The 23,068-nt window shown below is 67.7% G+C and carries 23 protein-coding genes; 15 read left to right on the top strand and 8 right to left on the bottom strand.

Annotation, left to right across the window (positions count from 1 at the left end; translation table 11 throughout):
- Positions 1 to 146 precede the first annotated feature (146 nt).
- The 7 genes from C8258_RS10280 to C8258_RS10250 all read left to right on the top strand — a co-directional run bounded on the left by C8258_RS10280 (position 147) and on the right by C8258_RS10250 (position 7,154).
- The gene (locus C8258_RS10280; RefSeq protein WP_106955163.1) at positions 147 to 1,367 is read left to right on the top strand and encodes a transcriptional regulator; all 1,221 of its coding nucleotides are present in this window, start codon (positions 147 to 149) and stop codon (positions 1,365 to 1,367) included.
- A 134-nt stretch (positions 1,368 to 1,501) separates the two neighbouring features.
- Complete coding sequence (adh, locus tag C8258_RS10275; RefSeq protein WP_036504035.1) at positions 1,502 to 3,019, top strand: aldehyde dehydrogenase; 1,518 nt, start codon at positions 1,502 to 1,504, stop codon at positions 3,017 to 3,019.
- The gene (locus C8258_RS10270) at positions 3,019 to 3,414 is read left to right on the top strand and encodes a DUF779 domain-containing protein (RefSeq protein WP_039784274.1); all 396 of its coding nucleotides are present in this window, start codon (positions 3,019 to 3,021) and stop codon (positions 3,412 to 3,414) included. Before adh ends, C8258_RS10270 begins: the two co-directional genes overlap by 1 nt.
- 165 nt (positions 3,415 to 3,579) lie before the next feature.
- Complete coding sequence (locus tag C8258_RS10265) at positions 3,580 to 4,362, top strand: (Fe-S)-binding protein (protein ID WP_106954986.1); 783 nt, start codon at positions 3,580 to 3,582, stop codon at positions 4,360 to 4,362.
- Positions 4,359 to 5,795 (top strand): LutB/LldF family L-lactate oxidation iron-sulfur protein, encoded by a 1,437-nt coding sequence (locus C8258_RS10260; protein ID WP_106954985.1) that lies wholly within the window; start codon positions 4,359 to 4,361, stop codon positions 5,793 to 5,795. The genes C8258_RS10265 and C8258_RS10260 overlap by 4 nt, the downstream gene beginning before the upstream one ends.
- The gene (locus C8258_RS10255) at positions 5,792 to 6,436 is read left to right on the top strand and encodes an LUD domain-containing protein (protein ID WP_106955162.1); all 645 of its coding nucleotides are present in this window, start codon (positions 5,792 to 5,794) and stop codon (positions 6,434 to 6,436) included. The genes C8258_RS10260 and C8258_RS10255 overlap by 4 nt, the downstream gene beginning before the upstream one ends.
- Before the next feature lie 43 nt (positions 6,437 to 6,479).
- On the top strand, positions 6,480 to 7,154 hold the full coding sequence (locus C8258_RS10250) for a nucleoside/nucleotide kinase family protein (protein ID WP_106954984.1): 675 nt from the start codon (positions 6,480 to 6,482) through the stop codon (positions 7,152 to 7,154).
- 75 nt (positions 7,155 to 7,229) lie between these two features.
- On the opposite strand, the gene C8258_RS10245 is transcribed toward C8258_RS10250, so the two are convergent.
- Complete coding sequence (locus tag C8258_RS10245; protein WP_106954983.1) at positions 7,230 to 8,126, bottom strand: PfkB family carbohydrate kinase; 897 nt, start codon at positions 8,124 to 8,126, stop codon at positions 7,230 to 7,232.
- A 229-nt stretch (positions 8,127 to 8,355) separates the two neighbouring features.
- On the opposite strand from C8258_RS10245, the gene C8258_RS10240 reads away from it, so the two are divergent.
- Entirely contained in the window at positions 8,356 to 9,396 is a 1,041-nt protein-coding gene (locus tag C8258_RS10240; protein ID WP_106954982.1) for an NAD(P)-dependent alcohol dehydrogenase, read from the top strand.
- A gap of 31 nt (positions 9,397 to 9,427) precedes the next feature.
- Here the strand turns inward: C8258_RS10240 and C8258_RS10235 are convergent, their stop codons facing one another.
- From C8258_RS10235 to C8258_RS10220, 4 genes are all read right to left on the bottom strand, one after another.
- Positions 9,428 to 10,567 carry a phage tail tip lysozyme gene (locus C8258_RS10235; protein WP_106954981.1) on the bottom strand — a complete coding sequence of 380 codons (1,140 nt, stop codon included), beginning with the start codon at positions 10,565 to 10,567 and terminating at the stop codon, positions 9,428 to 9,430.
- 212 nt (positions 10,568 to 10,779) lie between these two features.
- A complete protein-coding gene (locus C8258_RS10230; RefSeq protein ID WP_106954980.1) occupies positions 10,780 to 11,769 on the bottom strand; it encodes a DUF4189 domain-containing protein in 990 nt (329 codons plus the stop codon).
- A gap of 220 nt (positions 11,770 to 11,989) precedes the next feature.
- Positions 11,990 to 12,739 (bottom strand): SDR family oxidoreductase, encoded by a 750-nt coding sequence (locus C8258_RS10225; RefSeq protein ID WP_106954979.1) that lies wholly within the window; start codon positions 12,737 to 12,739, stop codon positions 11,990 to 11,992.
- Between the two features lie 46 nt (positions 12,740 to 12,785).
- Positions 12,786 to 14,258 carry an aldehyde dehydrogenase gene (locus C8258_RS10220; RefSeq protein ID WP_106954978.1) on the bottom strand — a complete coding sequence of 491 codons (1,473 nt, stop codon included), beginning with the start codon at positions 14,256 to 14,258 and terminating at the stop codon, positions 12,786 to 12,788.
- 112 nt (positions 14,259 to 14,370) lie between these two features.
- Here C8258_RS10220 and C8258_RS10215 point away from each other — a divergent pair, with 112 nt between their 5' ends.
- The 6 genes from C8258_RS10215 (at position 14,371) to C8258_RS10190 (ending at position 20,228) form a co-directional block, all read left to right on the top strand.
- Positions 14,371 to 15,249 (top strand): SDR family NAD(P)-dependent oxidoreductase, encoded by an 879-nt coding sequence (locus C8258_RS10215; protein WP_106954977.1) that lies wholly within the window; start codon positions 14,371 to 14,373, stop codon positions 15,247 to 15,249.
- 178 nt (positions 15,250 to 15,427) lie between these two features.
- On the top strand, positions 15,428 to 16,633 hold the full coding sequence (locus C8258_RS10210; RefSeq protein WP_106955161.1) for a cytochrome P450: 1,206 nt from the start codon (positions 15,428 to 15,430) through the stop codon (positions 16,631 to 16,633).
- A gap of 1 nt (position 16,634) precedes the next feature.
- The gene (locus C8258_RS10205) at positions 16,635 to 17,438 is read left to right on the top strand and encodes an SDR family oxidoreductase (RefSeq protein ID WP_106954976.1); all 804 of its coding nucleotides are present in this window, start codon (positions 16,635 to 16,637) and stop codon (positions 17,436 to 17,438) included.
- Positions 17,438 to 17,635 carry a ferredoxin gene (locus C8258_RS10200; RefSeq protein WP_062999594.1) on the top strand — a complete coding sequence of 66 codons (198 nt, stop codon included), beginning with the start codon at positions 17,438 to 17,440 and terminating at the stop codon, positions 17,633 to 17,635. Before C8258_RS10205 ends, C8258_RS10200 begins: the two co-directional genes overlap by 1 nt.
- Positions 17,635 to 18,720 (top strand): dihydrodipicolinate reductase, encoded by a 1,086-nt coding sequence (locus C8258_RS10195; protein ID WP_106954975.1) that lies wholly within the window; start codon positions 17,635 to 17,637, stop codon positions 18,718 to 18,720. Before C8258_RS10200 ends, C8258_RS10195 begins: the two co-directional genes overlap by 1 nt.
- Before the next feature lie 281 nt (positions 18,721 to 19,001).
- Positions 19,002 to 20,228: a cytochrome P450 gene (locus C8258_RS10190; RefSeq protein ID WP_106954974.1), complete on the top strand. Its 1,227-nt coding sequence runs from the start codon at positions 19,002 to 19,004 to the stop codon at positions 20,226 to 20,228.
- Here C8258_RS10190 and C8258_RS10185 read toward each other — a convergent pair.
- Entirely contained in the window at positions 20,200 to 20,850 is a 651-nt protein-coding gene (locus C8258_RS10185; protein ID WP_106954973.1) for a TetR/AcrR family transcriptional regulator, read from the bottom strand. The genes C8258_RS10190 and C8258_RS10185 overlap by 29 nt on opposite strands.
- A gap of 127 nt (positions 20,851 to 20,977) precedes the next feature.
- Between C8258_RS10185 and C8258_RS10180 the strand changes: the two genes are divergently transcribed.
- Complete coding sequence (locus C8258_RS10180) at positions 20,978 to 21,853, top strand: NmrA/HSCARG family protein (protein WP_106954972.1); 876 nt, start codon at positions 20,978 to 20,980, stop codon at positions 21,851 to 21,853.
- A 56-nt stretch (positions 21,854 to 21,909) separates the two neighbouring features.
- On the opposite strand, the gene C8258_RS10175 is transcribed toward C8258_RS10180, so the two are convergent.
- Together C8258_RS10175 and C8258_RS10170 are read right to left on the bottom strand one after the other, a co-directional pair.
- Positions 21,910 to 22,341: a nuclear transport factor 2 family protein gene (locus tag C8258_RS10175; RefSeq protein WP_106954971.1), complete on the bottom strand. Its 432-nt coding sequence runs from the start codon at positions 22,339 to 22,341 to the stop codon at positions 21,910 to 21,912.
- Positions 22,342 to 22,433: 92 nt separating this feature from the next.
- Complete coding sequence (locus tag C8258_RS10170) at positions 22,434 to 22,745, bottom strand: pyrimidine/purine nucleoside phosphorylase (protein ID WP_039784241.1); 312 nt, start codon at positions 22,743 to 22,745, stop codon at positions 22,434 to 22,436.
- Positions 22,746 to 23,068: the final 323 nt, after the last annotated feature.

Below are 23,068 nucleotides of genomic sequence, written 5' to 3'. Positions count from 1 at the left end.
CCGACTTCGACGGTGCGCACCGGCCGGTTTCGCTCCCGCGGCGAGCCGGCCTGCTGGACAATGGGGCCGAGCCGACGATGTGCGGCCCGGCCCCAGGCATCGCCGGAACGCACGGTGCGGACCGAGCGGCGACGGGTGAGATGCGGATGCGATCAGGACAGGACAGTGCTCTGCTGCGGCGACGCGCGGCACTGGAACGGCAGTGGGCGCGCTGGGTTCCGGAGCGCGAGGCGCCCGAAACCGATGCGGCACAACCCCGGGCCGATGTGGCGCAGTCCTGGGTGCGGTCCCGAGCGTTCGTCGACCCCGCCACCGACTGCGCGCCCGCGGTAGCCGGGGACGTCGCGTCGAAATGGGCCGATTCGCCGCTGCGCGGTCCCATCGCCGAACTCTCCGATCAGCTGCACAGCATCACCCACGACGCCGGATTCGTCGCCGCCGTCACCGACGAAGCGGGAACCATTCTGTGGTCCGACGGTGGTCAGGTGATGCGACGGCGTGCCGAGCGGGTCGGCTTCACCCCCGGCGGTCGCTGGGACGAGAACCACATGGGCACCAACGCGCTGTCGCTGGCATTGCACACCGGCCGCCCCAGCAGTGTGTTCTCCGCCGAACATCTGGTCGAGGCACTACACGGCTGGGTCTGCTACTGCGCGCCGATCCGTGCGACCGACGGCCGGCAGCTCGGCGTGCTGGATCTGTCCACCACCTGGGATCGCTCGCATCCGCTGGCCATGTCGACGGTGCTGTCGCTCACCGCGGCCGTGGAAGCGAAACTACAAGGGGGCGTGGCGAATACGGCCGCCGGGGTGCGGCTGGAATGTCTCGGCGCCGCCGCACTGACCAGGGGTGGGCGGCCGCTGCGACTGCGCCGGCGGTTGCTCGAAATCCTCACTTTGCTGGCCCTCGAACCCGACGGCTACACGCCGGAACGGTTGCAGCTGGCCGTCTACGGCGACCGTCCCACCGGTTCCAGCACGCTCAAGGCCGACGTGTCGCATCTGCGCCGCGCCACCGGCGGCGATATCAGCAATCGGGTCTATCGGCTGACCACACCGGTCTCCTGCGATGCGACCGACATGCTCGCCGCCCTGGCCACGGGGGACACCGCCACCGCCGTGCGGCTGTATCGCGGCCCGCTGCTGCCGGGATCGCAGACACCGGGCATCGTCGAATGGCGCGAACACCTCGAGGTGGGCATCCGCACCGCGGTCCTGTCGGCCGGCGAGGCCGAATACGCCCTGGACTACGGTGCGAAAGCGCCCGGTGACATCGCGATCCACGAACACGCGCTGCGGCTGCTCCCCGCCCGCGACGCGCGCCGCGCGGTGGCCGCCGCGCGTTTGCACAGCGCACTGCGCAGCTGATCGGCACTGCGAAGCCGATCGCGACGCGCCCGCCGCATTCAACCTTGTGCCAACCCTCGCGGCTCATAGTGGTCCACATCACGGCGAGCCCTGTCGTGATGCGACCCTTCGTGACTCATCGAGGAGCACCCGTCATGATCTACGCCAAGCCCGGCGCCGAAGGCAGCATCGTCTCCTACGCCGACCGCTACGACAACTTCATCGGTGGCGAATGGACGGCACCGGTCGAGGGCAGATACTTCGAGAATCCGTCGCCGGTCGACGGGGAAACCTTCTGTGAGGTGGCCCGATCCTCCGCCGCCGACGTGGAATCGGCGTTGGATGCCGCGCACGGCGCCGCCGACGCGTGGGGCGCCACCTCGGCCGCCGACCGCGCCAACATCCTGAACAAGATCGCCGACCGGATCGAGGCGAATCTCGACCAGCTGGCCGTGGCCGAAACCTGGGACAACGGCAAGCCGGTGCGCGAAACCCTGGCCGCCGACCTGCCGCTGGCAGTGGACCACTTCCGCTACTTCGCCGGCGCCATCCGCGCCCAGGAGGGCGGCGTCAGCGAGATCGATGCCGACACCATCGCCTACCACTTCCACGAGCCGCTGGGTGTGGTCGGTCAGATCATCCCGTGGAACTTCCCGATCCTGATGGCGACCTGGAAGCTGGCGCCGGCGCTGGCCGCGGGAAACGCGGTGGTGCTCAAGCCCGCCGAGCAGACCCCGGCCTCCATCATGAAGGTGGTCGAGCTGATCGCCGATCTGCTGCCGCCGGGAGTTCTCAACGTGGTCAACGGTTTCGGCGTCGAAACCGGTAAGCCGCTGGCGTCGAGCCCGCGGGTGGCGAAGGTGGCGTTCACCGGTGAGACGACCACCGGCCGGCTGATCATGCAGTACGCCAGCGAGAACATCATCCCGGTCACCCTCGAGCTGGGCGGCAAGAGCCCCAACATCTTCCTGCCCGATGTGATGGCCGCCGACGACGCGTTCCTGGACAAGGCGGTCGAGGGCTTCGTGATGTTCGCGCTGAACCAGGGCGAGGTGTGCACCTGCCCATCGCGCGCGCTGATCCACTCCTCCATCTACGACGAGTTCATGGCGCGCTGCCTGGAGCGGACCAAGGCGATCGTCAGCGGCAATCCGCTCGACAGCGAGACCATGATCGGCGCGCAGGCCAGCAACGACCAGTACGAAAAGATCCTGTCCTACATCGACATCGGGCGCAAAGAGGGCGCCGAGGTGCTCACCGGCGGTAGCCAGCGCAAGGTCGACGGCCTGCCGAACGGCTTCTACGTCGAGCCGACGGTGCTCAAGGGCACCAACGACATGCGGGTGTTCCAGGAGGAGATCTTCGGCCCGGTCGTCGCGGTGACCACCTTCGATTCGACCGAGGAGGCGCTCGCGATCGCCAACGACACCCTCTACGGCCTCGGCGCGGGCGTGTGGAGCCGCGACGGCAACACCGCCTACCGCCTGGGCCGCGGCATCAAGGCCGGCCGGGTGTGGACCAACTGCTACCACGCCTACCCGGCGCATGCGGCCTTCGGCGGCTACAAGAAGTCCGGTATCGGCCGCGAGAACCACCGCATGATGCTCGATCACTACCAGCAGACCAAGAACCTGCTGGTGAGCTACTCGCCGAACAAACTCGGCTTCTTCTGATGGGTACCCGCGTCGACCTGACCGAGGCCGCGCAGACGTTGCTGGACAATCTGATTCGTCAGCACGGGCCGGTGATGTTCCATCAGTCCGGCGGGTGTTGCGACGGCAGCGCGCCGATGTGCTTCCCGCGCGGGGAATTCCGGGTGGGCGCCTCGGATGTGCTGCTCGGCCGGGTCGGCGCCGATACCCCGTTCTGGATGAGCGCCGATCAGTACGAGTACTGGAAGCACACCTATCTGACCGTCGACGTGGTGCCCGGGCGGGGTAGCGGATTCTCGCTCGAAGCCCCCGAGGGGGTGCGGTTCCTGATCCGGTCCCGGCTGCTCACCGACGCCGAAGTGGCCGAACTCGATTCCGGACCGCCGCCGCTCACCGGGGCGGACGCGGTGAGTTGACGAACGCCGCCGGCGAGGCGGATCCGTTGGGCCCACACGGCCCGCAGATCCGCCTCGCCGCGGTGCGTGCGGCGTATTCTGGCCGGGATCGTCCGCCAGTATCCGTATCGAGGTGCCGCTCCACAACAGTGCCCGGCCCGCGGCATCGGTGACGAGAGGGGCCGCATGTCGGCGCGTACGGCATTGTTCATCACCTGCGTCAACGACGTCATGTATCCGGGAACCGGCCGGGCGGCGGTGGCGTTGCTGCGCCGCCTCGGCGTCGAGGTCGACTTTCCGATGGCCCAGAGTTGTTGCGGCCAAATGCATGCCAATACCGGTTATCGGGCCGACACCGCGAAGATGGCCCGGCATTTCGTCTCGGTGTTCGGTGACTACGACCGGATCGTGGTGCCGTCGGCCTCGTGTGGCGCGGCGCCCGGCGAGTTCTACCGGGTGGTGGCCGAGCAGGTCGGCGACGCCGCGCTGGCCCGCGATGCCGAGGCGCTGCTCCCCAGAATCCGGGAGTTGACCGAATTCCTCACCGACGACCTGGGTGTCGTCGATGTGGGCGCCTATTTCCCGCATCGGGTGACCTACCATCCGACCTGCCATTCGCTGCGCGTGCAGCGCATCGGCGACCGCCCGTATCGCTTGTTGCGCGCGGTGGCCGGACTGGATCTGGTCGATCTGCCCGCGGCCGACGAATGCTGTGGATTCGGCGGCACCTTCTCGGTGAAGAATGCCGCCGCCTCCGGCGCGATGAACGCCGACAAGGCCGCGCACGTACGCGAGACCGGCGCGAGTGTGGTGACCGCCGTGGACAATTCGTGCCTGATGAACATCGGCGGGCGCCTCGCCGCCGACGCGAGCCCGGTGCGCGATCTGCATCTGGTGGAAATCCTGGCGCGCACGAAGGCCGACGGGCCGATGCCCGGGCTGCCGATGGTCGCGGGAGCCCGCTCATGAGTACGAGTTTCGTGGGGTGGCCGCCGTTCCCGCAGGCCGCGCGGACCGCGACCGCGGACGACCAGCTGCGCGCCAACGTGCACCGTGCCACCCACACCATCCGCGCCAAGCGCGACGCCCTGGTGGCCGAACGACCGGACTGGCAGGAACTGCGCACCTCCGCGGCCGCGGTCAAGGACGATGTGCTGCGCCGTCTCGACATCTACCTGGAGCGACTGGCCGACGCGGTGGAAGGCGCCGGGGGAGTGGTGCATTGGGCGACCGACGCCGCCGAGGCCAACGCCGTCGTCACCGCATTGGTCCGGGAGACCGGCGAGAAGGAGATCGTCAAGGCCAAATCCATGCTGTCGGAGGAGATCGGCTTGGACGAGGCGCTCGCCGCGGCGGGAATCGACACCCGCGAAACCGATCTCGCCGAGATCATCCTGCAACTGGGCGACGATCTGCCCTCCCATATCGTGGTGCCGTCGATGCATCTGAACCGCAGCCAGATTCGCGATATCTTCCGCCGCGAGATGGGCAAGCACGGCCGTCCCGCGCCGGATGATCTGACCGACGATCCGCAGGCGCTCGCCGATGCGTCCCGGCTGCATCTGCGGGAGAAGTTCCTGCGCGCGAAGGTCGGCATCACCGGCGCGAATTTCCTTGTCGCCGAGAGCGGAACGGTGGTGATGGTGGAGTCGGAGGGCAACGGGCGGATGTGCCTGACCCTGCCGGAGACGCTGATCACGGTGGCCGGAATCGAGAAGGTGATTCCGAGCTGGCGCGATCTGGAGATCTATCTGGAGTTGCTGGCCCGCAGCGCGACCGGGGAGCGGATGTCGCCGTATGTGTCGACCTGGACCGGCGTCACCGCCCAGGACGGTCCCTCGGCCTTTCACCTGGTCCTGGTGGACAACGGCCGAACCCGCGCGCTGCGCGACGAACTCGGGCGGGAAGCGTTGCGCTGCATCCGCTGTGGTGCGTGCATGAATATCTGCCCGGTCTACGAACGCACCGGCGGACAGGCCTACGGTTCGGTCTATCCGGGGCCGATCGGCGCCATCCTCAACCCGTTGCTGAAGGGCGCCGACGATCCGCAGACCGCCTCGCTGCCCTATGCGTCGGCGCTGTGCGGGGCCTGCGACGACGTCTGCCCGGTCCGCATCGATATCACCGGGAATCTGCTGGCCCTGCGCCATCAGGTCGCCGAGGGTGAGGCGGCGGTGAAGCATCGGGTCGAGCGGGCGGCCTTCGACGCGATGGCGGGATTCATGAGCCATCCGGCGCTGTGGGGTGCGGCCGTGCGCTCGGCGGCGCGCATCGGCGTCGCGGTCCCGAAGCGGCATCTGCCCGGCCCGCTGGGCGGGTGGACCGACAGCCGGCGGGTACCCGACATCCCCGCCGAATCGTTTCGCCGCTGGTGGGCGCGCACCGACGGGGGCCGCCCGTGAATGCGCGCGAGACGATTCTGCGACGTGTCCGCGAGGCCATCGGCGAACCGGTGGACGCGGGCACCGTGCCGCGCGACTATCTGCGGACCGCGCCGGGAGTGGACCCCGACGATCGCGCCGCGATTCTGGAGCTGTTCGAACAGCGACTGGAACGCTATGGCGCACAGGTGCATCGGACCACCCTGGCGGGGGTCGCCGCGGCCGTGGACCGGGAACTGCGGAACGCGTCGGCGCGGGTGGTGCTGACGCCGCCCGGACTACCGGACATCTGGACGGCCCTGTGGGCGGACCGCTCCGAGCACCGCGTCGTGACCGACGATCCGCCGCTGGTGACGCTCGAACTGGACGAGGTCGACGCGGTCGTGACCACCTGCGCCGCCGCGATCGCGCAATCGGGCACGATCGTCCTCGACGGCGACGCCGGACAGGGCCGCCGCGCCCCTACCCTCGTCCCGGACTGTCACGTGTGCGTGGTCCACGCCGAGCAGGTGAAAACCGCACTGCCGGAGGTCGTTCCGCGTCTCGACCCGCGTCGGCCGACCACCTGGATCAGCGGTCCGTCGGCCACCGTGGATATCGAGATGACCCGCGTGCAGGGTGTGCACGGGCCCAGGCGGTTGATCGTGATCCTGGTCGAGTGAGAGCGGGGAAGCGAGATCGGCCTTGCGGTGAAGGAGGTGCCCGGTGACAGCCGAGGTGACGGGGACGGGTGAGCTGGCGGCGCGGATCGAGCGGGCCGCGGAGGAGGCGGGCGGGCGCCGGTACCTGGTCGGGGTCACCGGACCGCCGGGAGCCGGGAAGTCCACGCTGGCACAAGGTTTGGCCGATGCGGTGCGGAGTGCGGGAGTACCCGCCGAGGTGGCGGGGATGGACGGATTTCATCGGAGCTCGGCTGAGCTGCGCGACTCCGGCGCGCTCGGTCGCAAAGGGCAGCCCGACACCTTCGATGTGGCAGCGTTCGTCGCGCGGCTTCGGAGGCTGCGCGACAGCGCGATCGGCGTGCCGGTGCCGTGGCCGGTCTACGATCGAGCCCGCCACGACCCGATCCCCGATGCGGTGACCTTCACCGGCGAACGGGTCGCGATCGTGGAAGGAAACTACCTTCTGCTGGATCGGCCCGGGTGGCGGGAGGTACGGGAGTATCTCGACGAGGTCTGGTACCTCGATGCCGAGGAATCGGTCATCGAGCGGCGCCTGCTGCGCCGGCATCGGCGCGGCGGGAAATCACCGGATCGCGCACAGGCCATGGTCGCCGGCAGCGACCTGCCGAATGCCCGTCTCATCGCGCGGACCGCGGACCGAGCCGATCTCGTGCTGCGTGCGGTCGCGGGTGGCTACCGTATCCGCCCGGTTCGGTGAGCCTGTCCGGCGTGCGTCTGACCGACTGATTCGTGTGACTCGATGAGCGTGTCCAGAGCACCGCAGCCGGTCACCTCATTCGGCCAACTCGCCGAGCCGATCTCCCCATGCGCGAGTGCCGAAGAACCGGCACGACAGGGTGGCGACCGCGGCGGCGCGGGTCAGCGCGTCGACGAAGTCGTGGTCGCGCGAGTGGTACGCGCAGAACGCGCCGTGCAGGATGTCCCCGGCACCGAGCGTATCCGCGCCGTCCACCTCACCCACCGCGACCTCGCCCCGAACACCGTTGGCGGAGTAGATGATCGGTTGCTGCCCGCGCGTGACGGCGACCGCCTGGACCCCGATCCGGTGCAGGTGGTCGAACACGTCCTGGGAACCCGGTGGCGCGAACGAGGCCGAGCAGATGGCGATGTCGACCAGCGGCAGCAACTGCGCATGTTCCGGCTTCCAGCGCCCCCCGTCGAGCACCACCGGAATTCCCGCGTCGCGCGCCACCCGCGCGATGCCGAGGGCCAGTTCGATGTGATGTCCGTCGACGAGCACCACCGGCGCTTCCTGGACGAGGGCCGCGAATTCGTCGTCGAACGACACCTCGATACCCGAACCATCCAGCGAGACAACGGTTCTCGTCCCGGCACCGGCCGCGACGACGATGGACGAGATCGGCGGCGGGTCGGTACGACGCGCCGTGGTGTCGACGAGTTCGGCACCGTGGGAGCGCAGATCGTCGCGGATCAGCGCGGTGAGCGGATGCTGCCCGACGGCGGTGAGCAGCCGGGCGCCGCCGGTCAGTATCGCGCAGGCCACCGCGGCATTGGCGGCCGGGCCACCGGCGCCCAGAAATTGTTCGCGCGCACGGGTTTTGGTGTCTTCGGCCGGATAGGCGTCGACGGCGTAGGAGAGGTCGACGGTGGTGAGGCCGACGAACAACGGGACCCCTCCCGCCGGCCGATCGACGTCGGTGGTTCGCATCGCCGGACATGATCCCTTCGGCCTGTGGTGTCTCGTATCGAGACGAAACAACGTGATTGTCTCACGAGCGACGCCGCCTGCTGCGTCATCCGCACCATCGATGCCGACCATGACGCGTACCGAACTAGCGCGCCGAACGCCGAGAGCAGCGGGTCCGCACTAGCCTGGGAGTTGCCAGGCCGGTGTGAACGATCGCGACCCCAGCTGCTCGACCGAGAGGAAAAGCGCTATGAAGGCTCTGCAGTACGTCACCGTCGGTGCCGAACCGGAAGTCCGCGAGATTCCCACGCCCGAGCCGGGGCCGGGTGAGGTGCTGCTGAAGGTCACCGCGGCCGGGGTCTGCCATTCCGACGATTTCGTGATGTCGCTGCCCGCGGAAGCCTTCACCTATCCGCTGCCGCTGACTCTCGGACACGAGGGCGCCGGGACGGTGGCCGCACTGGGCGACGGTGTGCGCGGCTTGGATCTGGGCACCAGCGTGGTGGTGTACGGACCGTGGGGCTGCGGCACCTGCTGGTTCTGCGCGCAAGGTTTGGAGAACTACTGTTCCCGCGCGGCCGAACTGGGCATCTATCCGCCCGGCCTCGGGGCGCCGGGAGCCATCGCCGACTACCTGATCGTCGATTCGTCCCGCCATCTCGTTCCGATCGGGGATCTGGATCCGGTGGCGACCGTTCCGCTCACCGATGCCGGTCTCACCCCGTATCACGCGATCAAACGGTCGCTGTCGAAGTTGCGTCCCGGGTCCTGGGCCGTCGTCATCGGCAGCGGCGGACTGGGCCATGTGGCAATCCAATTGCTGCGCCACCTGTCCCCGGCACGCGTCGTCGCGCTGGACGTCAACGACGACAAACTGGAATTCGCGAAATCGGTCGGCGCCCACGAGGCGGTGCTGTCGAACGCCCAGGCCGCCGACAACGTCCGCAAGATCACCGGCGCGGCGGGCGCGAGCCTGGTACTCGATTTCGTCGGATACCAGCCGACCATCGATATCGCGATGGCCGTCGCCGGCGTGGAGTCCGATGTGACGATCGTCGGTATCGGCGACGGAAAGTCCGCGGCGCGCATCGGTTTCGGCGTCAGCCCGTACGAGGCGACGGCCACCGCCCCGTATTGGGGTGCGCGCAGTGAGCTGATCGAATTGATCGATCTGGCGCACGAGGGTGTCCTCGACATCGCCGTCGAACGGTTCACACTCGACGACGCGCCCGAGGCGTATCGCCGGCTCGCGGCGGGCACCTTGCGCGGACGCGCCGTCATCGTGCCTTGATCAGGTTTCGGCCACACGCCGGCCGCCGGTCTCAGACGGCCAGCGCCGACTTGTTGTACTCCGCGAGCAGCCCCGCCGCGTAATCGCGCCGGTCGTTGGTCGAGAGGCCCGCGCTCTTCTCGTAGTACCTGTCGAAGGACTCGGCCACTGTCCGGGCGTCGTCGGGGTTGGCGGTGACGGCGTTGTTCGCCTGCTGATAATTGCCACCGCGCAGTTCCTGAACCATGTAATCGAGATGGGTATGCCAGTCGCCGATATTCTCACCGGGCCGTTTCGCGAAGGCCTGGAGGCCGGATAGTCGGTCGAAACGCCACTGGAACAGGCCCTTTGCCGATCCGTTGTCGCCGGTGGCGGAAACATCGAATCCCGACTCGAACTTCGCGTTGGCGACGATGCCGGCCGCCTGCGCCGGCGTGAAGTGGTAGGTGTCGATGAGGTACTTCATCATCGCCATCGCGGTGGGCTTCTCCGTGGTCGGAATGATCGCGGTGCCCATGGAACCCGACTGGCCGCTCCAGGGGGTGCTCCCGTTGGACGCCGATGGTGTGGCTCCCGCGGAGGGACCTGAACTGGGCGCCACGGCCGGTACCGGATTCCCCGTGGATGAGGGCGGGGCGTCACCCTTGATCTTCAGCGCCGCGGCCGCGGCCTTGTCCGAGACGCCGTGCACTTTGTCGTAGGTCGTACCGACGCACTCCCACACGCCTTTGAACAAGCCGTCGATGATCTCCCTGGGTAGTTCCTGGTGGGAGGTGCCGTCCTCGTCCTTCACCGTCCGCACGGATTTGAAGGAGGCGTCGATCTTCGTGTTGAGCTCCCCCACCGCGGTATCGACGGCCCCGTAGGCCTCGGTCACGGCATCGCCGATGCCCGCCGTGTGCACCACGATGCCTGCGTCCTTGCGGTGGATGCTGGACGTCGCCTCGAGCATCTGGCTCTTGCGATCGCTGTACTTGTCGATCATCGCCGACTCGTCCTCGGGGTCGGCGATTCCCTTACCGCGCAACAGCACCCGCAGGTCGGGAGCCTTCGACGGCGTGCCCGAACCGAGCAGCCGGACCTGTTCCTGGATGACCCCTTCCGCGGCGTTGAAGAGCCCTTTCAAGCCGGCCGGCGCACAGTCCGGGAGCTCGTGCAGATCGCCCAGTCGGCTGGTGCCATCGGAGCTCATCGGGGCCTCGCTCTCAACCAGGCAGAGTCGACACGCGTCGGTTACCGGACTTCCCGGAGCGGGACGGAGGTCGTCGTCGGTCCTCGGCCACACGGTATTTCGTGTGCGCCGCCGACGCCGACCCGGTGGTGCCCGCCGACATCACTGCCGGAAGCATAAGCGTGGCGCCGGAAGGCTCTACTCCCGTTGCTGGGAAGAAAAGCGCGCAGCGCCTACTCCGTCGCGCACTTGGACCATTTGTTGAACGGTCCCGACACCCCGTAGTTGTCCTGTGCGCTGCTGACGGCCTTGGATTCGGCCTCTTCCGCGGTGGTGCCCCAGGTGGAGGCCCAGCCGTTGTTCTGGCCGACGACCACCGCGACGCAGGCGTTGCGCGCCCACGCCGCCGGCTGTGCGCAACCGGGGCAACGGGTTTGGACCTGGTTGGTGGCGTCGTCGGAGCTGACCGTGCTGCGCGCCCAGGTCACCTTGCCGGTGTCGACGTCGTAGCCCGCGGCGATCCAGACATCGGCCGGTGTCGCCGGAGGCGGGGGAGCGTAGCGGGTGGTGTCGCGGGTCGTGGGTGCGGTCGAGGTCGAATACGTCGGCGAAGGGCGGGTGGTCGTCGACTGCTGGGCGGCAGCGTCGGTATCGCTGTTCTTGTTGTGGTTGTGCACCACGATCACCGCGACGACCGCGCCCAGCACGAGGACGGCTGCGACCACTGCCGCGACGATCGCCAGCACCTTGCCTCCACCCGAATTCTGCTGTGGCGCACCAGGATACGGGTAGGGCTGGGCGCCGTACTGCGCGTCCGGATACGGCTGCGCATACGGTTGCCCGCCCGGATATCCGCCTTCGGGATAGCCGCCCGGCGGATATGCCTGCCCGTACATCGGGGGCTGATTCGGATCGCCCGGATACGGCACTCCGGCGGGATATCCCTGTCCCGCATGGACGGTGGGATCCTCGGACCCGGGTGGCGGGCCCGGTTGCCCGCCGGGATACGCCTGGGTCGGCGGCGCCTGCTGCCCGGGGTAGGCCTGGGTCGGCGGGGCGGGCTGTCCCGGATAGGCCTGGGTGGGCGGAGCCGGTTGCTGTGGCACGGGGGCGCCGGGATCCGGCACGCCACCGGGGTAGGCCCGGGTCGGCGGCGCCGGGGGCGGGCCCGGCTCACCGGACGGCGGCTGCTGCGGGGAATCCGGGCGATCGTCGGTGGCCATCGCCTACCGCACCCGGCTCGTCGAAATGCGCTGTGTCGTGGTCGGTATCGACATCGACCGTGCCCCCGTCCCTGCTGTGAATCGTATCGGCGAGCCACTGTAGCGCATACCCATGACGTCGAGATTGCCCGAAACAGCATTCTCGAATTCGGAGAGCAATGTTGTCGTCGCCATTATTCTGTCGCCCGTCCCATAGCGGGACGGGCGTCGCTCGCGCTCGCTACCGGATGATCTGCCCGCCGTCGACGTTGAGGATGTGCCCGGTGACCCACGCCGCGTCGTCGGACAGCAGATACAGGCACGCACCCACCAGATCCTGCGGGGTGCCGATCCGCTTGAGCGGCAGGCGATTCACCATGTCGTTCACGATCGAGCCGGGGGTGACGGTCTGCGTCGCCTCGGTGTTGATCGGTCCCGGCGCGATGGCGTTGATCCGGATGTTGGATCCGCCGAGTTCGACCGCCAGCTGCTGGGTGAGGCTGTTGACCCCGGCCTTGGCGAGACCGTAGAAGTTCGAATACACCCATGCGGCGGTGGAGGACTGGTTCACGATGGACCCGCCGCCGCCCTTCGACATGTGCTGCCACACCGCGCGGGTCATGTTCAGCGCGCCGTCGAGGTTCACGCTCATGAACTTCTTGTAGTAGTCCCACGGCACCGTCAGCAGCAGGTCCAGCTTCATTCCGCCGTAGATGGCGGCGTTGTTGACCAGGTGGTTGATCGCGCCGAATTCGTTCTGCGTGTAGTCGGCCAGGGTGGTGACCGATTCCGGATCGGAGACGTCGACGGGATGGAAGACCGCGGTGCCGCCGCCGCTGGTGATCTCCTCGGCGACCTGTTTTCCCTTGTCCGCGTTGAGATCCGCGACGACGACGGTGGCGCCCTCGCCGGCCAGTGCCTTCGCGTATTCGGCGCCGATGCCCTGCGCCGCGCCGGTGACGATCGCGACGCGATCGGTGAAACGAGCCATGAGTTGTCTTCTCCTGTCGATGGTTCGCGATGAGGTCGCGTGCTGTCTATTTCTGCGCGGTGGCGATCAGCTTGGTCTCGAGGTACTCCTCGAAACCGGCGACACCGAGTTCACGGCCGATGCCGGACTGCTTGTAGCCGCCGAACGGAGCATCGGCGCTGTACCAGATACCGCCGTTGACGCCGAGGGTTCCGGTCCGAACACCGTTGACCACGTGGTCGATTCGCGCCCGGTCGGTGCCCCACACCTCCCCCGAGAGCCCGTAGGGCGATTCGTTGGCCAGCCGGATGGCGTCGTCGTCGCCGTCGTGCGGGATCACCACCAGCACGGGGCCGAAGATCTCCTCCTGCGCCACGGTCGAGGTGTTTGACACGCCGCTGATCAGCGTGGGTTCGATGAAGTACCCGCGCTCGCGGTCGGGACTGCCCCCACCGGTGACAATCGTGGCGCCCTCGGCGCGAGCGATATCGATGTAGCGCTGCACGCGGTCGCGCTGCCGCGCCGAGATGACGGGTCCGCAGACGGTACCCGGCTCGTTCGGATCACCCGGGACGATGCCGCGCATCGACTTCGCCGCCGCCGCGACCGCGGTGTCGTACTGCTCGCGCGGGACGAGCAGGCGGGTGGTGAGCGCGCAGCCCTGGCCGGCGTGGACGCAGACGGTGAAGCCCGCATAGCTCGCCGCGGCGGCCACATCGGTGTCGTCCAGGACGATGAAGGCCGACTTGCCGCCGAGTTCGAGGAACACCTTCTTCAGACTCTGCGCCGCACCGGCCATGATGGTCCGGCCGGTCTGCGTCGACCCGGTGAACGAGATCATGTCCACCCGCGGATCGGTGACCAGCTGGGCGCCCAGCTGGTGGTCGTCGGAGGTGACGATATTGATCACGCCGGCCGGAATGTCGGTCTGTTCGGCGATCACCGTGCCGACGAGCGCGGCGACCCACGGGGTGTCGGGAGCCGGTTTGAGCACCACCGTGCACCCGGCCGCCAGGGCGGGACCGAGTTTGGCGAAGTTGATCTGATGCGGGAAATTCCACGGCGTGATGGCGCCGACCACACCGATCGCCTCCCGGCGCACCGTGCGCGCCGTGGGAATTCCCATCGGCTTCGCGACGCCGAGATCGCTGACCCACTCGTAACTTTCGGCCAGATCGGCGAAATAGCCGAGATCGCCGATCGGGCCCTCCAGTTGCGGGCCGCTGGTCAGCATGCGCGGGGCGCCCACCTCGGCGATGGTGATCTCGCGCAGTTCCTCGATGTTGTCGCGCAGCGCGTCGCGCAGTTGCCGCAGGCGGCGGGCCCGGAACGCGTGATCGCGCGACCATTCGGTGGTGTCGAAGGCCGCGCGGGCGGCGGCGATGGCCGCGTCCATATCGGCGGCGTCGGCATTGGCGGCCTGGCCGAGAACTTCCTCGGTCGCCGGATTGACCGTCGCGAATACCCCCGCGCCGCCGGCGACCAGTTTGCCGTCGATCAGAAGCCGGGATCCCTCGCCAGGGGGGAGCAGTTTCGTCATTCGCCTCTCCGATAGGGCTGTCTGGACACCTGTACGGAATATAGTTTGGACGGAGCTGTGAATACAAGAACGTGTTGCAGAGTGATCGAATCGTGAGAGGCGGGTACCGGCGATGACCGGAGATGCGGCGGTGGCCGGCAAGGCGGCGATCGTGGTGGGCGGCGGCAGCGGTATCGGCCGGGCCGTGGCCGTCGAACTGGCGCGTCAGGGCGCGGGCGTGGTGGTCAATTCCCGGGCCGAGGCGGCGGTGGACGCGGTGGTGGACGAGATTCGCGCGGCGGGCGGTCGCGCCGTCGCGGTCGCGGGCTCGGCCGCGGACGAAACGATCGCGGACGCGCTGGTGAGCCGGTGCGTCGAAAGTTTCGGTGCCGTCGATGTTCTCGTCAACTGTGCCGGGATCGCCGAACCCGCGCACTCCTCGATTCTCGACATCTCGACCGCGGACTGGCGCGCCCAGCTGGATTCACACCTCACCACGGTGTTCAACACCTGTCGCGCGGTGGCGCCGCTGATGGTGGCTCGCGGCGCGGGTTCGATCGTCAACACCGGCTCGTTCGCCTATCTGGGCGACTATGGCGGCACCGGCTATCCGGCCGGAAAAGGCGCGGTCGCGAGCCTGACGCTGGCCATGGCCGCGGAGCTGAAAGAGCACGGTATCCGGGTGAACGCGATCTGTCCGGGGGCCAGGACGCGGCTGTCCACCGGAGCGGAATACGAGGCGAAGATCGCCGAGCTGCGCGAGCGCGGCCTGCTCGACGAGTTCACCGCGCAGTCGTCACTGGACGCGCCGCCGCCGGAGCACGCCGCCGCGCTGTATGTCTATCTCGCCTCCGACCTCGCGACCGCGACGGGGCAGATCTTCGTTGCCGCAGGCGGTTTCGTCGGTCGCTTCGCCCGGCCGAAGCTCGAGTCGATCGGCTATCGCGACCATGCCGATACTCCGCCGTGGTCGGTGGCCGAACTGCAGCCGCTCCTCGGCGACGGGGCGTGAGGAGGATGGCGGCGCTCGCCTGCCCAAGGTGGTGCGCCCACCCTGCCGGGGACGCTCGCCCATTGTCCGGATTCCGGTCCGGTGGTAGCGTCCAGACACATGTCCAGTCCTGTGTCTCGGTTGGCGGTGTGCGGATGAGGCTCGATGTGAACGCGTTATATTTCGAGAGGTGGGTGTGATGACTGCGGCATCTGCGCGACCGGTCGTATTCGATCCCTACGACTACCGGTTCCACGAGGATCCGTATCCGGTCTATCGGCGGCTGCGCACGGAGGCGCCGCTCTACTACAACCCGGACCTGGACTTCTGGGCGCTCTCGCGCCACGCCGACGTGACCGCCGCATTCCGCGACGCCGCCCGCCTGTCCAGCGCCAACGGGGTCTCCCTGGATCCGGCCGCGTGGGGCCCGCACGCGCACAAGACCATGTCGTTCCTCGCCATGGACGATCCGCGTCACCTGCGCATGCGCCAGCTGGTCAACAAGGGCTTCACCCCGCGCCGGATCGCCGGTATGGGGGACCGGATCCGGGAACTGACGCTGCAACATCTCGAACCGGCGCTCGAGCAGGGCAGTTTCGACTGGATCGAGGACTTCGCGGGCAAACTGCCCATGGACGTCATCTCCGACATGATGGGCGTGCCGGAACCCGATCGCGCGGAGATCCGCCGGATGGCCGATCTGGTGGTGCACCGCGAGGAGGGCGTGCTCGACGTGCCGGAGGCGGCCATCGAGGCCTCGCTGAATCTGGTCGTCTACTACTCCGACATGGTCGCCGAGCGTCGCCGCAGCCGCACCGAGGATCTGACCTCGGCGCTGCTCGACGCGGAGATCGACGGCGACAAACTCACCGACGACGAGATCATCGGCTTCATGTTCCTGATGGTCGTGGCCGGTAACGAGACCACCACCAAACTGCTCGGCAACGCGCTGTACTGGGCCGGTCGCAATCCCGAACAGTTCGCCAAGGTGGTCGCCGACGGCGATCTGGTGCCGGACTGGGTCGAGGAGACGCTGCGCTACGACAATTCGAGCCAGATGGTGGCGCGCTCCTCGGTCGTCGACGTGCCGTTCGAACACGGGGTGATCCCCGCCGGTTCGAAGGTGGTGCTGCTCATCGGCTCGGCCAATCGCGACGACGCGGTCTTCACCGACGGAGATCGCTACGACATCGAACGCACCGACAAGAGCGCGCTGGCCAGTTTCGGCGGCGGCGTGCACTTCTGCCTGGGCGCGCATCTGGCCCGCTTGGAAACCGTGGTCGCGTTGCGCGAGTTCGCCTCCCGCGTCCGGGAGTACTCGATCGACGAGTCCGCCATGGAGCGGGTGCATTCGACCAATGTCCGGGGGTTCGCGAAACTCCCTGTCACCGTGGAGGTTTCGTAATATGCCGCGTTTCGATCCGCATCCGGATGTGCGACCGGTTCTGATCGCGGGGGCGTCGTCGGGGATCGGCGCCGCGACCGCGATCGTGCTGGCCGAGGCCGGATTCCCGGTGGCGCTCGGTGCGCGCCGGGTGGAAACATGCCGTGAGCTCGCCGACAAGATCACCGCCAACGGCGGCACGGCCTTCGCGGGCTCGCTCGACGTCACCGACGACGCGTCGGTCGACGCCTTCGTCACCGCCGCCGAGGAGGCGCTCGGCCCGATCGAGGTCGCGGTATCGGGTGCCGGTGACATCGAATTCGGGCTGGCCTACGAGATGGAACCGCAGACCTTCCTGAAACAGGTCGACGTCCATCTGGTGGGTGCGCAGCGGCTGGCCCACCGCATCCTGCCCGGCATGATCTCCCGGCGCCGCGGCGATTTCGTCTTCATCGGCTCCGACTGTGCCGACCAGGTCCGCCCCCGCAACGGCGCCTACAACGCCGCCAAGACCGGACTCGAGGCGATGGCCCGGCAGCTGCGAATGGAGTTGGAGGGCACCGGTGTTCGCGCTTCGATCGTGCGGCCGGGCGCGACACAGACCGGAATGGGGATGAACGCCGCACCCGATCAGGTCGGACCGCTGCTCGACGACTGGGTGAAGTGGGGCTTCGCCCGCCACCCCTTCTTCCTGCGGGCATCCGACCTCGCCGCCGCGATCGCCGCGGTGGTCAACACACCGCGCGGCGCGCATCTGGTGCTGGTCGAGGTGCAGCCGGAAGCCCCGCTGCGGGAACCGGACTCACCGAAACAGGAGCAGGGCTGATGCGTATCGAGGTGGATCTGGACCTGTGTCAGGGCCACGCGATGTGCCAGGCCGAGGCGCCGGACTACTTCGACGTGCCCAAACACGGCAAGGTCGAAATCGTGCGCGCGGAGGTGGACGAGGCCGATCGCGCCGACGTGGAGAACGCGGTGCGCTACTGCCCGACCCAGGCCCTGTCGATCGTGCGGGATCAGTGATGAGCGCTATCAGGGTGATCCAGTGGGCGACCGGCGGCGTCGGGCGGGCGGCGATCGAGGGCATTCTCGATCATCCGGAGCTCGAACTCGCCGGCGCCTGGGTGCACAGCCCCGACAAGGACGGCGTCGACCTCGGCACCCTCGTGGGTCGCGACCCGATCGGCGTCACGGCCACCACCGATGCCGAGGCGCTGCTGGCCCTCGACGCCGACTGTGTCGTCTACAGCCCGGTCTTCGCCGACACCTCGGTGCTGCGCGCGATCCTGCGCTCGGGCAAGAATGTCGTGACTCCGCTGGGCTGGTTCTATCCCCGGCAGCGCGACCGCGAGAAATTCGACGCGGTCTGCGCCGAGGGCGCAGTCACATTGCACGGCACCGGAATTCACCCCGGCGGGCTCACCGAGCGCCTGCCGCTGGTGGTCTCGGCGCTGTCGGGTTCGGTGACCGGCGTACGCGCCGAGGAATTCTCCGATATCCGCACCTACGGCGCCCCGGATGTGGTGCGGCACTGGATGATGTTCGGCGCCGATCCGGACAAGGCCGGACAGAGCACGGTCGCGGCGATGCTGGCCGGCGGCTACAGCCAGTCGGTGTGGATGCTCGCGGACGAACTGGGCTTCGACCTGGATCCCGATATCCGCACCACCCACGACATCGCGGTCGCGACCGCGCCGATCGACTCACCGATCGGCATCATCGAGCCGGGACAGGTTGCGGCCCAGCACTTTCGGTGGGAGGGCACCGTCGACGGCGAACCGGTGATCACGGCGGCGGTCAACTGGTTCATGGGTGAGCGGGACTTCGACCCGGCGTGGACCTTCGGGCCGAACGGGCAGCGGTTCGAGGTCGAGGTGCGTGGCGATCCCGGCTGTGTCCTGACCCTGTCCGGGCTGCACGCCCACGACCCGGCCGAAGGGGCCCGGCGCAATCCTTCGATCGTCGCCACGGCGCTGAACTGTGTAAATGCGATCCCCGATGTCGTGTCGGCCGCTCCGGGTGTGCGGACCTATCTCGATCTGCCGCTGCCGGCGGGGCGGGCCGCGCCGCATTTGCATCGCGACCGGAGAACCGAGGTGAGCGGATGAACGAACACCGCCGTTGAATTCCCGGGTGTCACTCGGGTTTTCATCGACCGAACAGTGCGATACAGACGAATAGCGTTGGGCGATGCGCGCCCGGACGATCGGGAAATCCCGTCGATCGGGCTGTATTTCGTATGCTCGAAATAGTTTTGTCATAACTTCTGTTTTTCCGGAATGCGCGCGTCCGCAGCCCTTTTCCGCTGCAGTGCAACGTGTTCTAATCAAGGAAGAACACGTTTCGAAACAATCCATGATTCGCAGTGCAGCGGACACGAGGAGGAACTGTGGCTGCTCCGTCGATACCGGCCGGATTCGATTTCACCGACCCGGAACTGTGGGCCGCGAGAAGCCCGGTCGCCGAATTCGCGGAATTGCGGCGTACCGCGCCGGTCTGGTGGAACGCCCAGAGTGAGGAGCAGGCCTACCCGTTCGAGGACGGCGGCTACTGGGTGGTGAGCCGCCACGAGGACATCAAGGAGATCTCCCGCCGCTCGGACGTCTTCTCCTCGGAGAGGAAAGGATCCATCATCCGGTTGCCCGGATTCGCGACGCCGGAGCAGTTGTCGGTGACCAGTGCGCTGCTGGTGAACATGGATCCGCCCAAGCACACCAAGATCCGCCGCATCATCTCGAAGGGCTTCACCCCGCGCGCGGTCGAGAGCCTGCGCGCGGCATTGACCGAGCGGGCCGCGCGAATAGTGCGCGCGGCCAAGGAATCCGGCGGCGGCGATTTCGTCGAACAGGTGGCATGTGAATTGCCGCTGCAGGCCATCGCCGAACTACTGGGCGTCCCGCAGGACGATCGGCACAAGCTGTTCGACTGGTCGAATCAGATGCTCAACTACGACGACCCCGAGTACGGCGATTCGGCGGTCGCCTCGGCCGAAATTCTGGGCTACGCGTGGAATATGGCCGAGGCGCGCCGGACGGAACCGGCGGGCGATATCGTCAGCCAACTGGTCAGCGCCGATATCGACGGCGAGGCATTGGGTTCGGACGAATTCGGATTCTTCGTCATTCTGCTCGCGGTCGCCGGGAATGAGACGACCCGCAATGCGATCACGCACGGGATGAAGGCTTTCGTCGATCATCCGGAACAGTGGGAGCTGTACCGGCAGCAGCGCCCGCGCACCGCGGTCGACGAAATCGTGCGCTGGGCGACTCCGGTCACCGCGTTCCAGCGCACCGCGACCGAGGATGTGGAACTCGGCGGGCAGCTGATCAAGGCCGGCGAGCGGGTCGGATTGTTCTACAGCTCGGCCAATTTCGACGAGGCGGCCTTCGACAAGCCCTTCGACTTCGACGTGCTGCGCGACCCCAACCCGCATCTGGCCTTCGGTGGCACCGGCGCCCACTTCTGCGTCGGCGCCAACCTGGCCCGCCTGGAAATCGACCTGATGTTCAACGCCATCGCCGACGTCATGCCCGATCTGCACCAGATCGCCGACCCGCAGCGCCTGCGCTCGGGCTGGATCAACGGCATCAAGCACTGGCAGGTCGAATACTCCTAGACCCGGGAAAAGGGCTGGGGGACAACCGAGGGCGGAGGCCGTCGAGCACGACGGCGATCAGAGGGTTCGGTGCGTTGCGTGCCCGGGAGCGGCGTTGGACCGTCGCCGCGCCGATGACCAGGTCGAGCACGTCGGCGACATCGATGTCGGGTCGCACGGCCCCTGCCTCTTTCGCTCGGGAGAGCAGAGTGTCGAACGACCGGATGAACTCGTGCCGGAGCCGGTCGGGGATCGCGACGGCCGTGTCACCGTCGTCCAGCGCTTCGCACAGGGCCTGGTTGAGGGCGACCTCGCCGACGAGGTGGGTGAAGTAGTCGAAGAACGCGTCCTCCGGCGCGATATCGGTATCGGTCGGCGCGATATCCGTGCCCGTGAGCATGCGTGCTCGTTCGGTGAACTCCTCCACCCGGCCGACGACGACCGCCTCGAACAATGCGGAACGGGTGGGGAAATGCCGGTACACGGTGCCGACGCCGACGCCCGCTCGGCGCGCGATCTCGTCGAAGGACGCCGACGAGCCGTCTACCGAGAGCAGCTCCCGGGCGACGGCCAGCACCTGGTCTCGGTTGCGGCGTGCGTCCGCGCGCAGTGGCTTGCCGCCCTGCTCGGCGTCGTTACCCATGGCTCGATCGTAGCGGCGACCATTGCGAAACGGAGAGACCTCTCCGTATAGTGGCACAAACGGAGATCATTCTCCGTTTACTGCGGCTTGACGGCGCGGTATCTGAAGATCCCCCTTGGGAGGGCACATGGAGCAGGTCGTTTTCGTCACCGGCGCGACCGGACAGCAGGGCGGGGCGGTCGCCGATCGTCTGCTCGCCGACGGATGGCGGGTGCGGGTGCTGACTCGGCGCCCGGACAGCGACCGGGCGCGGAGCTTGGCGCAGGCGGGCGCACAGGTGATCGCGGGCTCGCTGGAGGATCCCGCGACGATCGACCGCTGCGTCGACGGCGCCTACGGCGTGTACAGCGTGCATCCCGGGCCGCTGGCCCCGGAGCAGGACGAGGTGAAGGCCGGCCAGGCCGTCACCGACGCGGCGGTGAAATACGGTGTGGCACATCTGGTTTACAGCTCGGGCCTCGGCGCCGACCGCGGCGGTCAGCCGGCCAAATGGGAGATCGAGCAGTACATCGCCGCGTCGGGTGTCTCGGCGACGGTGCTACGGCCGAGTTCCTTCATGGAGAACCTGATCACGCAGTCCGACACGGTCGGGATCCGCGATGGCGCACTGCGCACCGCCGCCGCTGCCCACGTGCGTCAGCAATTCATCGCACTGGACGATATCGGGGCGCTCACCGCCCTCGCCCTGCGTAATCCGGACGACTACCGCGGCCGGACGCTGGAACTGGTCGGCGACGTGCTCACTCCGTCCGAGGTCGCCGCGCAGGTCAGCGCGGCTGTCGGGCGCACGGTCCCCTACATCCAGCGTCCGATCGAGGAACTTCGCCGCATCAACGAACGCTTCGCTCGCGGCTACGAATTGCTCAACAGCGGTGACGGCAGCGTCCCCGACGTCGACATCGACGAACTACGTGCCCTGCATCCGGGATTGATGACCTTCCGGGACTGGCTCGAGGCCAAGGGTGCGAAGCTGATCCGCTCGTTGCTCGACGCCCGGCCGTGATCATCGCCGGGTCGCGCCGTCACGCTGCCCGGCGTCGATGATCGCCCGGCGGCCGGTCAGCCGGTGACCGCCGGTTCGCCGAAGACGGCACGATGTCCGCGTGCGGTGTCCATGTATTCGCGAACCCGGTGAATCAACCCGTCGCGCAGCTCGAAGATGAAGCAGTAGTCGTTGCGGTATCGGTTCCCGTTCGCGAGCGTGGCACTCATCGTCTCTTCCACGATCACCCGGTCGCCCTCGGCATAGAAGCCGTGGAAGTCCAGCGCGACATCGGCGACGAACAGCCGCGGAAAGTCGTTCGCGATGAACTGCGTGATGGCCTCGCGTCCGACCAGGTGGCTGGGGCCGTCCAGCGCGATCGCGGTGGCGTTGCCGACCGGCGCCAGCCATTCGGCGTCCGGGCTGAAGAACGCGGCGATCTGCTCGGCGTCGTGGCTGGCGAATGCTCGCCAGGCAGCCTGAACGACGGTCTTGCTGTCCGATGTCATGGTCCGGACTCTACTGCCGCGCGGGCCGTCGATCCGGCGGGAAATGGACAAGGTCATCGGGACGGCGGGGGAGCGCCGGCGGCACCCGTGGTTCAGCCGTAGTGGCACACGTAGTGCAGCGTCTGCACCACCTCGATGTCGAACGAGCTGTCACCGGGCACGGAGAACGATTCCCCGCCGCGATAGGTCGTCGGCTCGGTCTCGCCGGGCAGAGTCACGGCGCATTCGCCCTCCACCAGCTCCATGACTTCCGGGGCGCCGGTGCTGAAGGTCAAGGTCGCGGGCTGGATCACGCCGACCGACTTCTTGGTGCCGTCGGGCAGCGTGAGGCTGTAGCTCACGCATGTGCCGTCGAAGTACACATTGGCCTTGGTGGCCACGCTGACGTTCTCGAACTGCGACATGGTCTCTTTCCCGGAGATGAGGTGGAGCAGCCGTCAGCCTACTGTTGCCACCTCCGCGCCCTGTTCGGAGGCTCGGGACGCGGCTCTCGTGATCTGAACGTGATCCGCAATACAGAATCCCCAACTGTGTGCCAACACACAGTTTAGCGAGGATCTCCCGGTCGTCCGGGGAAAGTGCGGTGCTCGTCCCCTTCTTTCGAATGTGTGTTCGTTGCACCCATGATGCATGAGCGTTATCGTCTTGAGATATAACCGGCTCGCCCGATTCGGTTATGTAATGCGAATCGCGCATTCGTGTCTCCCCAATTGAAACCGTCGTCATA

The sequence above is a fragment of the Nocardia sp. MDA0666 genome (genome assembly GCF_003023875.1).
Taxonomy (GTDB): domain Bacteria; phylum Actinomycetota; class Actinomycetes; order Mycobacteriales; family Mycobacteriaceae; genus Nocardia; species Nocardia aobensis.
Note: the sequence above shows the minus strand (reverse complement) of the source record. Positions and strands in the feature narration are given on the sequence as shown.

Bases quoted from the DNA above. Each gene is read 5' to 3' on its own strand.
- adh (WP_036504035.1), top strand. From the start codon at position 1,502: ATGATCTACGCCAAGCCCGGCGCCGAAGGCAGCATCGTCTCCTACGCC.
- C8258_RS10170 (WP_039784241.1), bottom strand. From the start codon at position 22,745: ATGTCGCAGTTCGAGAACGTCAGCGTGGCCACCAAGGCCAATGTGTAC.
- C8258_RS10205 (WP_106954976.1), top strand. From the start codon at position 16,635: ATGCCGCGTTTCGATCCGCATCCGGATGTGCGACCGGTTCTGATCGCG.
- C8258_RS10220 (WP_106954978.1), bottom strand. From the start codon at position 14,258: ATGACGAAACTGCTCCCCCCTGGCGAGGGATCCCGGCTTCTGATCGAC.
- C8258_RS10270 (WP_039784274.1), top strand. From the start codon at position 3,019: ATGGGTACCCGCGTCGACCTGACCGAGGCCGCGCAGACGTTGCTGGAC.
- C8258_RS10240 (WP_106954982.1), top strand. From the start codon at position 8,356: ATGAAGGCTCTGCAGTACGTCACCGTCGGTGCCGAACCGGAAGTCCGC.
- C8258_RS10180 (WP_106954972.1), top strand. From the start codon at position 20,978: ATGGAGCAGGTCGTTTTCGTCACCGGCGCGACCGGACAGCAGGGCGGG.
- C8258_RS10245 (WP_106954983.1), bottom strand. From the start codon at position 8,126: ATGCGAACCACCGACGTCGATCGGCCGGCGGGAGGGGTCCCGTTGTTC.
- C8258_RS10265 (WP_106954986.1), top strand. From the start codon at position 3,580: ATGTCGGCGCGTACGGCATTGTTCATCACCTGCGTCAACGACGTCATG.
- C8258_RS10175 (WP_106954971.1), bottom strand. From the start codon at position 22,341: ATGACATCGGACAGCAAGACCGTCGTTCAGGCTGCCTGGCGAGCATTC.
- C8258_RS10280 (WP_106955163.1), top strand. From the start codon at position 147: ATGCGATCAGGACAGGACAGTGCTCTGCTGCGGCGACGCGCGGCACTG.
- C8258_RS10200 (WP_062999594.1), top strand. From the start codon at position 17,438: ATGCGTATCGAGGTGGATCTGGACCTGTGTCAGGGCCACGCGATGTGC.
- C8258_RS10230 (WP_106954980.1), bottom strand. From the start codon at position 11,769: ATGGCCACCGACGATCGCCCGGATTCCCCGCAGCAGCCGCCGTCCGGT.
- C8258_RS10235 (WP_106954981.1), bottom strand. From the start codon at position 10,567: ATGAGCTCCGATGGCACCAGCCGACTGGGCGATCTGCACGAGCTCCCG.
- C8258_RS10210 (WP_106955161.1), top strand. From the start codon at position 15,428: ATGACTGCGGCATCTGCGCGACCGGTCGTATTCGATCCCTACGACTAC.
- C8258_RS10225 (WP_106954979.1), bottom strand. From the start codon at position 12,739: ATGGCTCGTTTCACCGATCGCGTCGCGATCGTCACCGGCGCGGCGCAG.
- C8258_RS10185 (WP_106954973.1), bottom strand. From the start codon at position 20,850: ATGGGTAACGACGCCGAGCAGGGCGGCAAGCCACTGCGCGCGGACGCA.
- C8258_RS10215 (WP_106954977.1), top strand. From the start codon at position 14,371: ATGACCGGAGATGCGGCGGTGGCCGGCAAGGCGGCGATCGTGGTGGGC.
- C8258_RS10260 (WP_106954985.1), top strand. From the start codon at position 4,359: ATGAGTACGAGTTTCGTGGGGTGGCCGCCGTTCCCGCAGGCCGCGCGG.
- C8258_RS10195 (WP_106954975.1), top strand. From the start codon at position 17,635: ATGAGCGCTATCAGGGTGATCCAGTGGGCGACCGGCGGCGTCGGGCGG.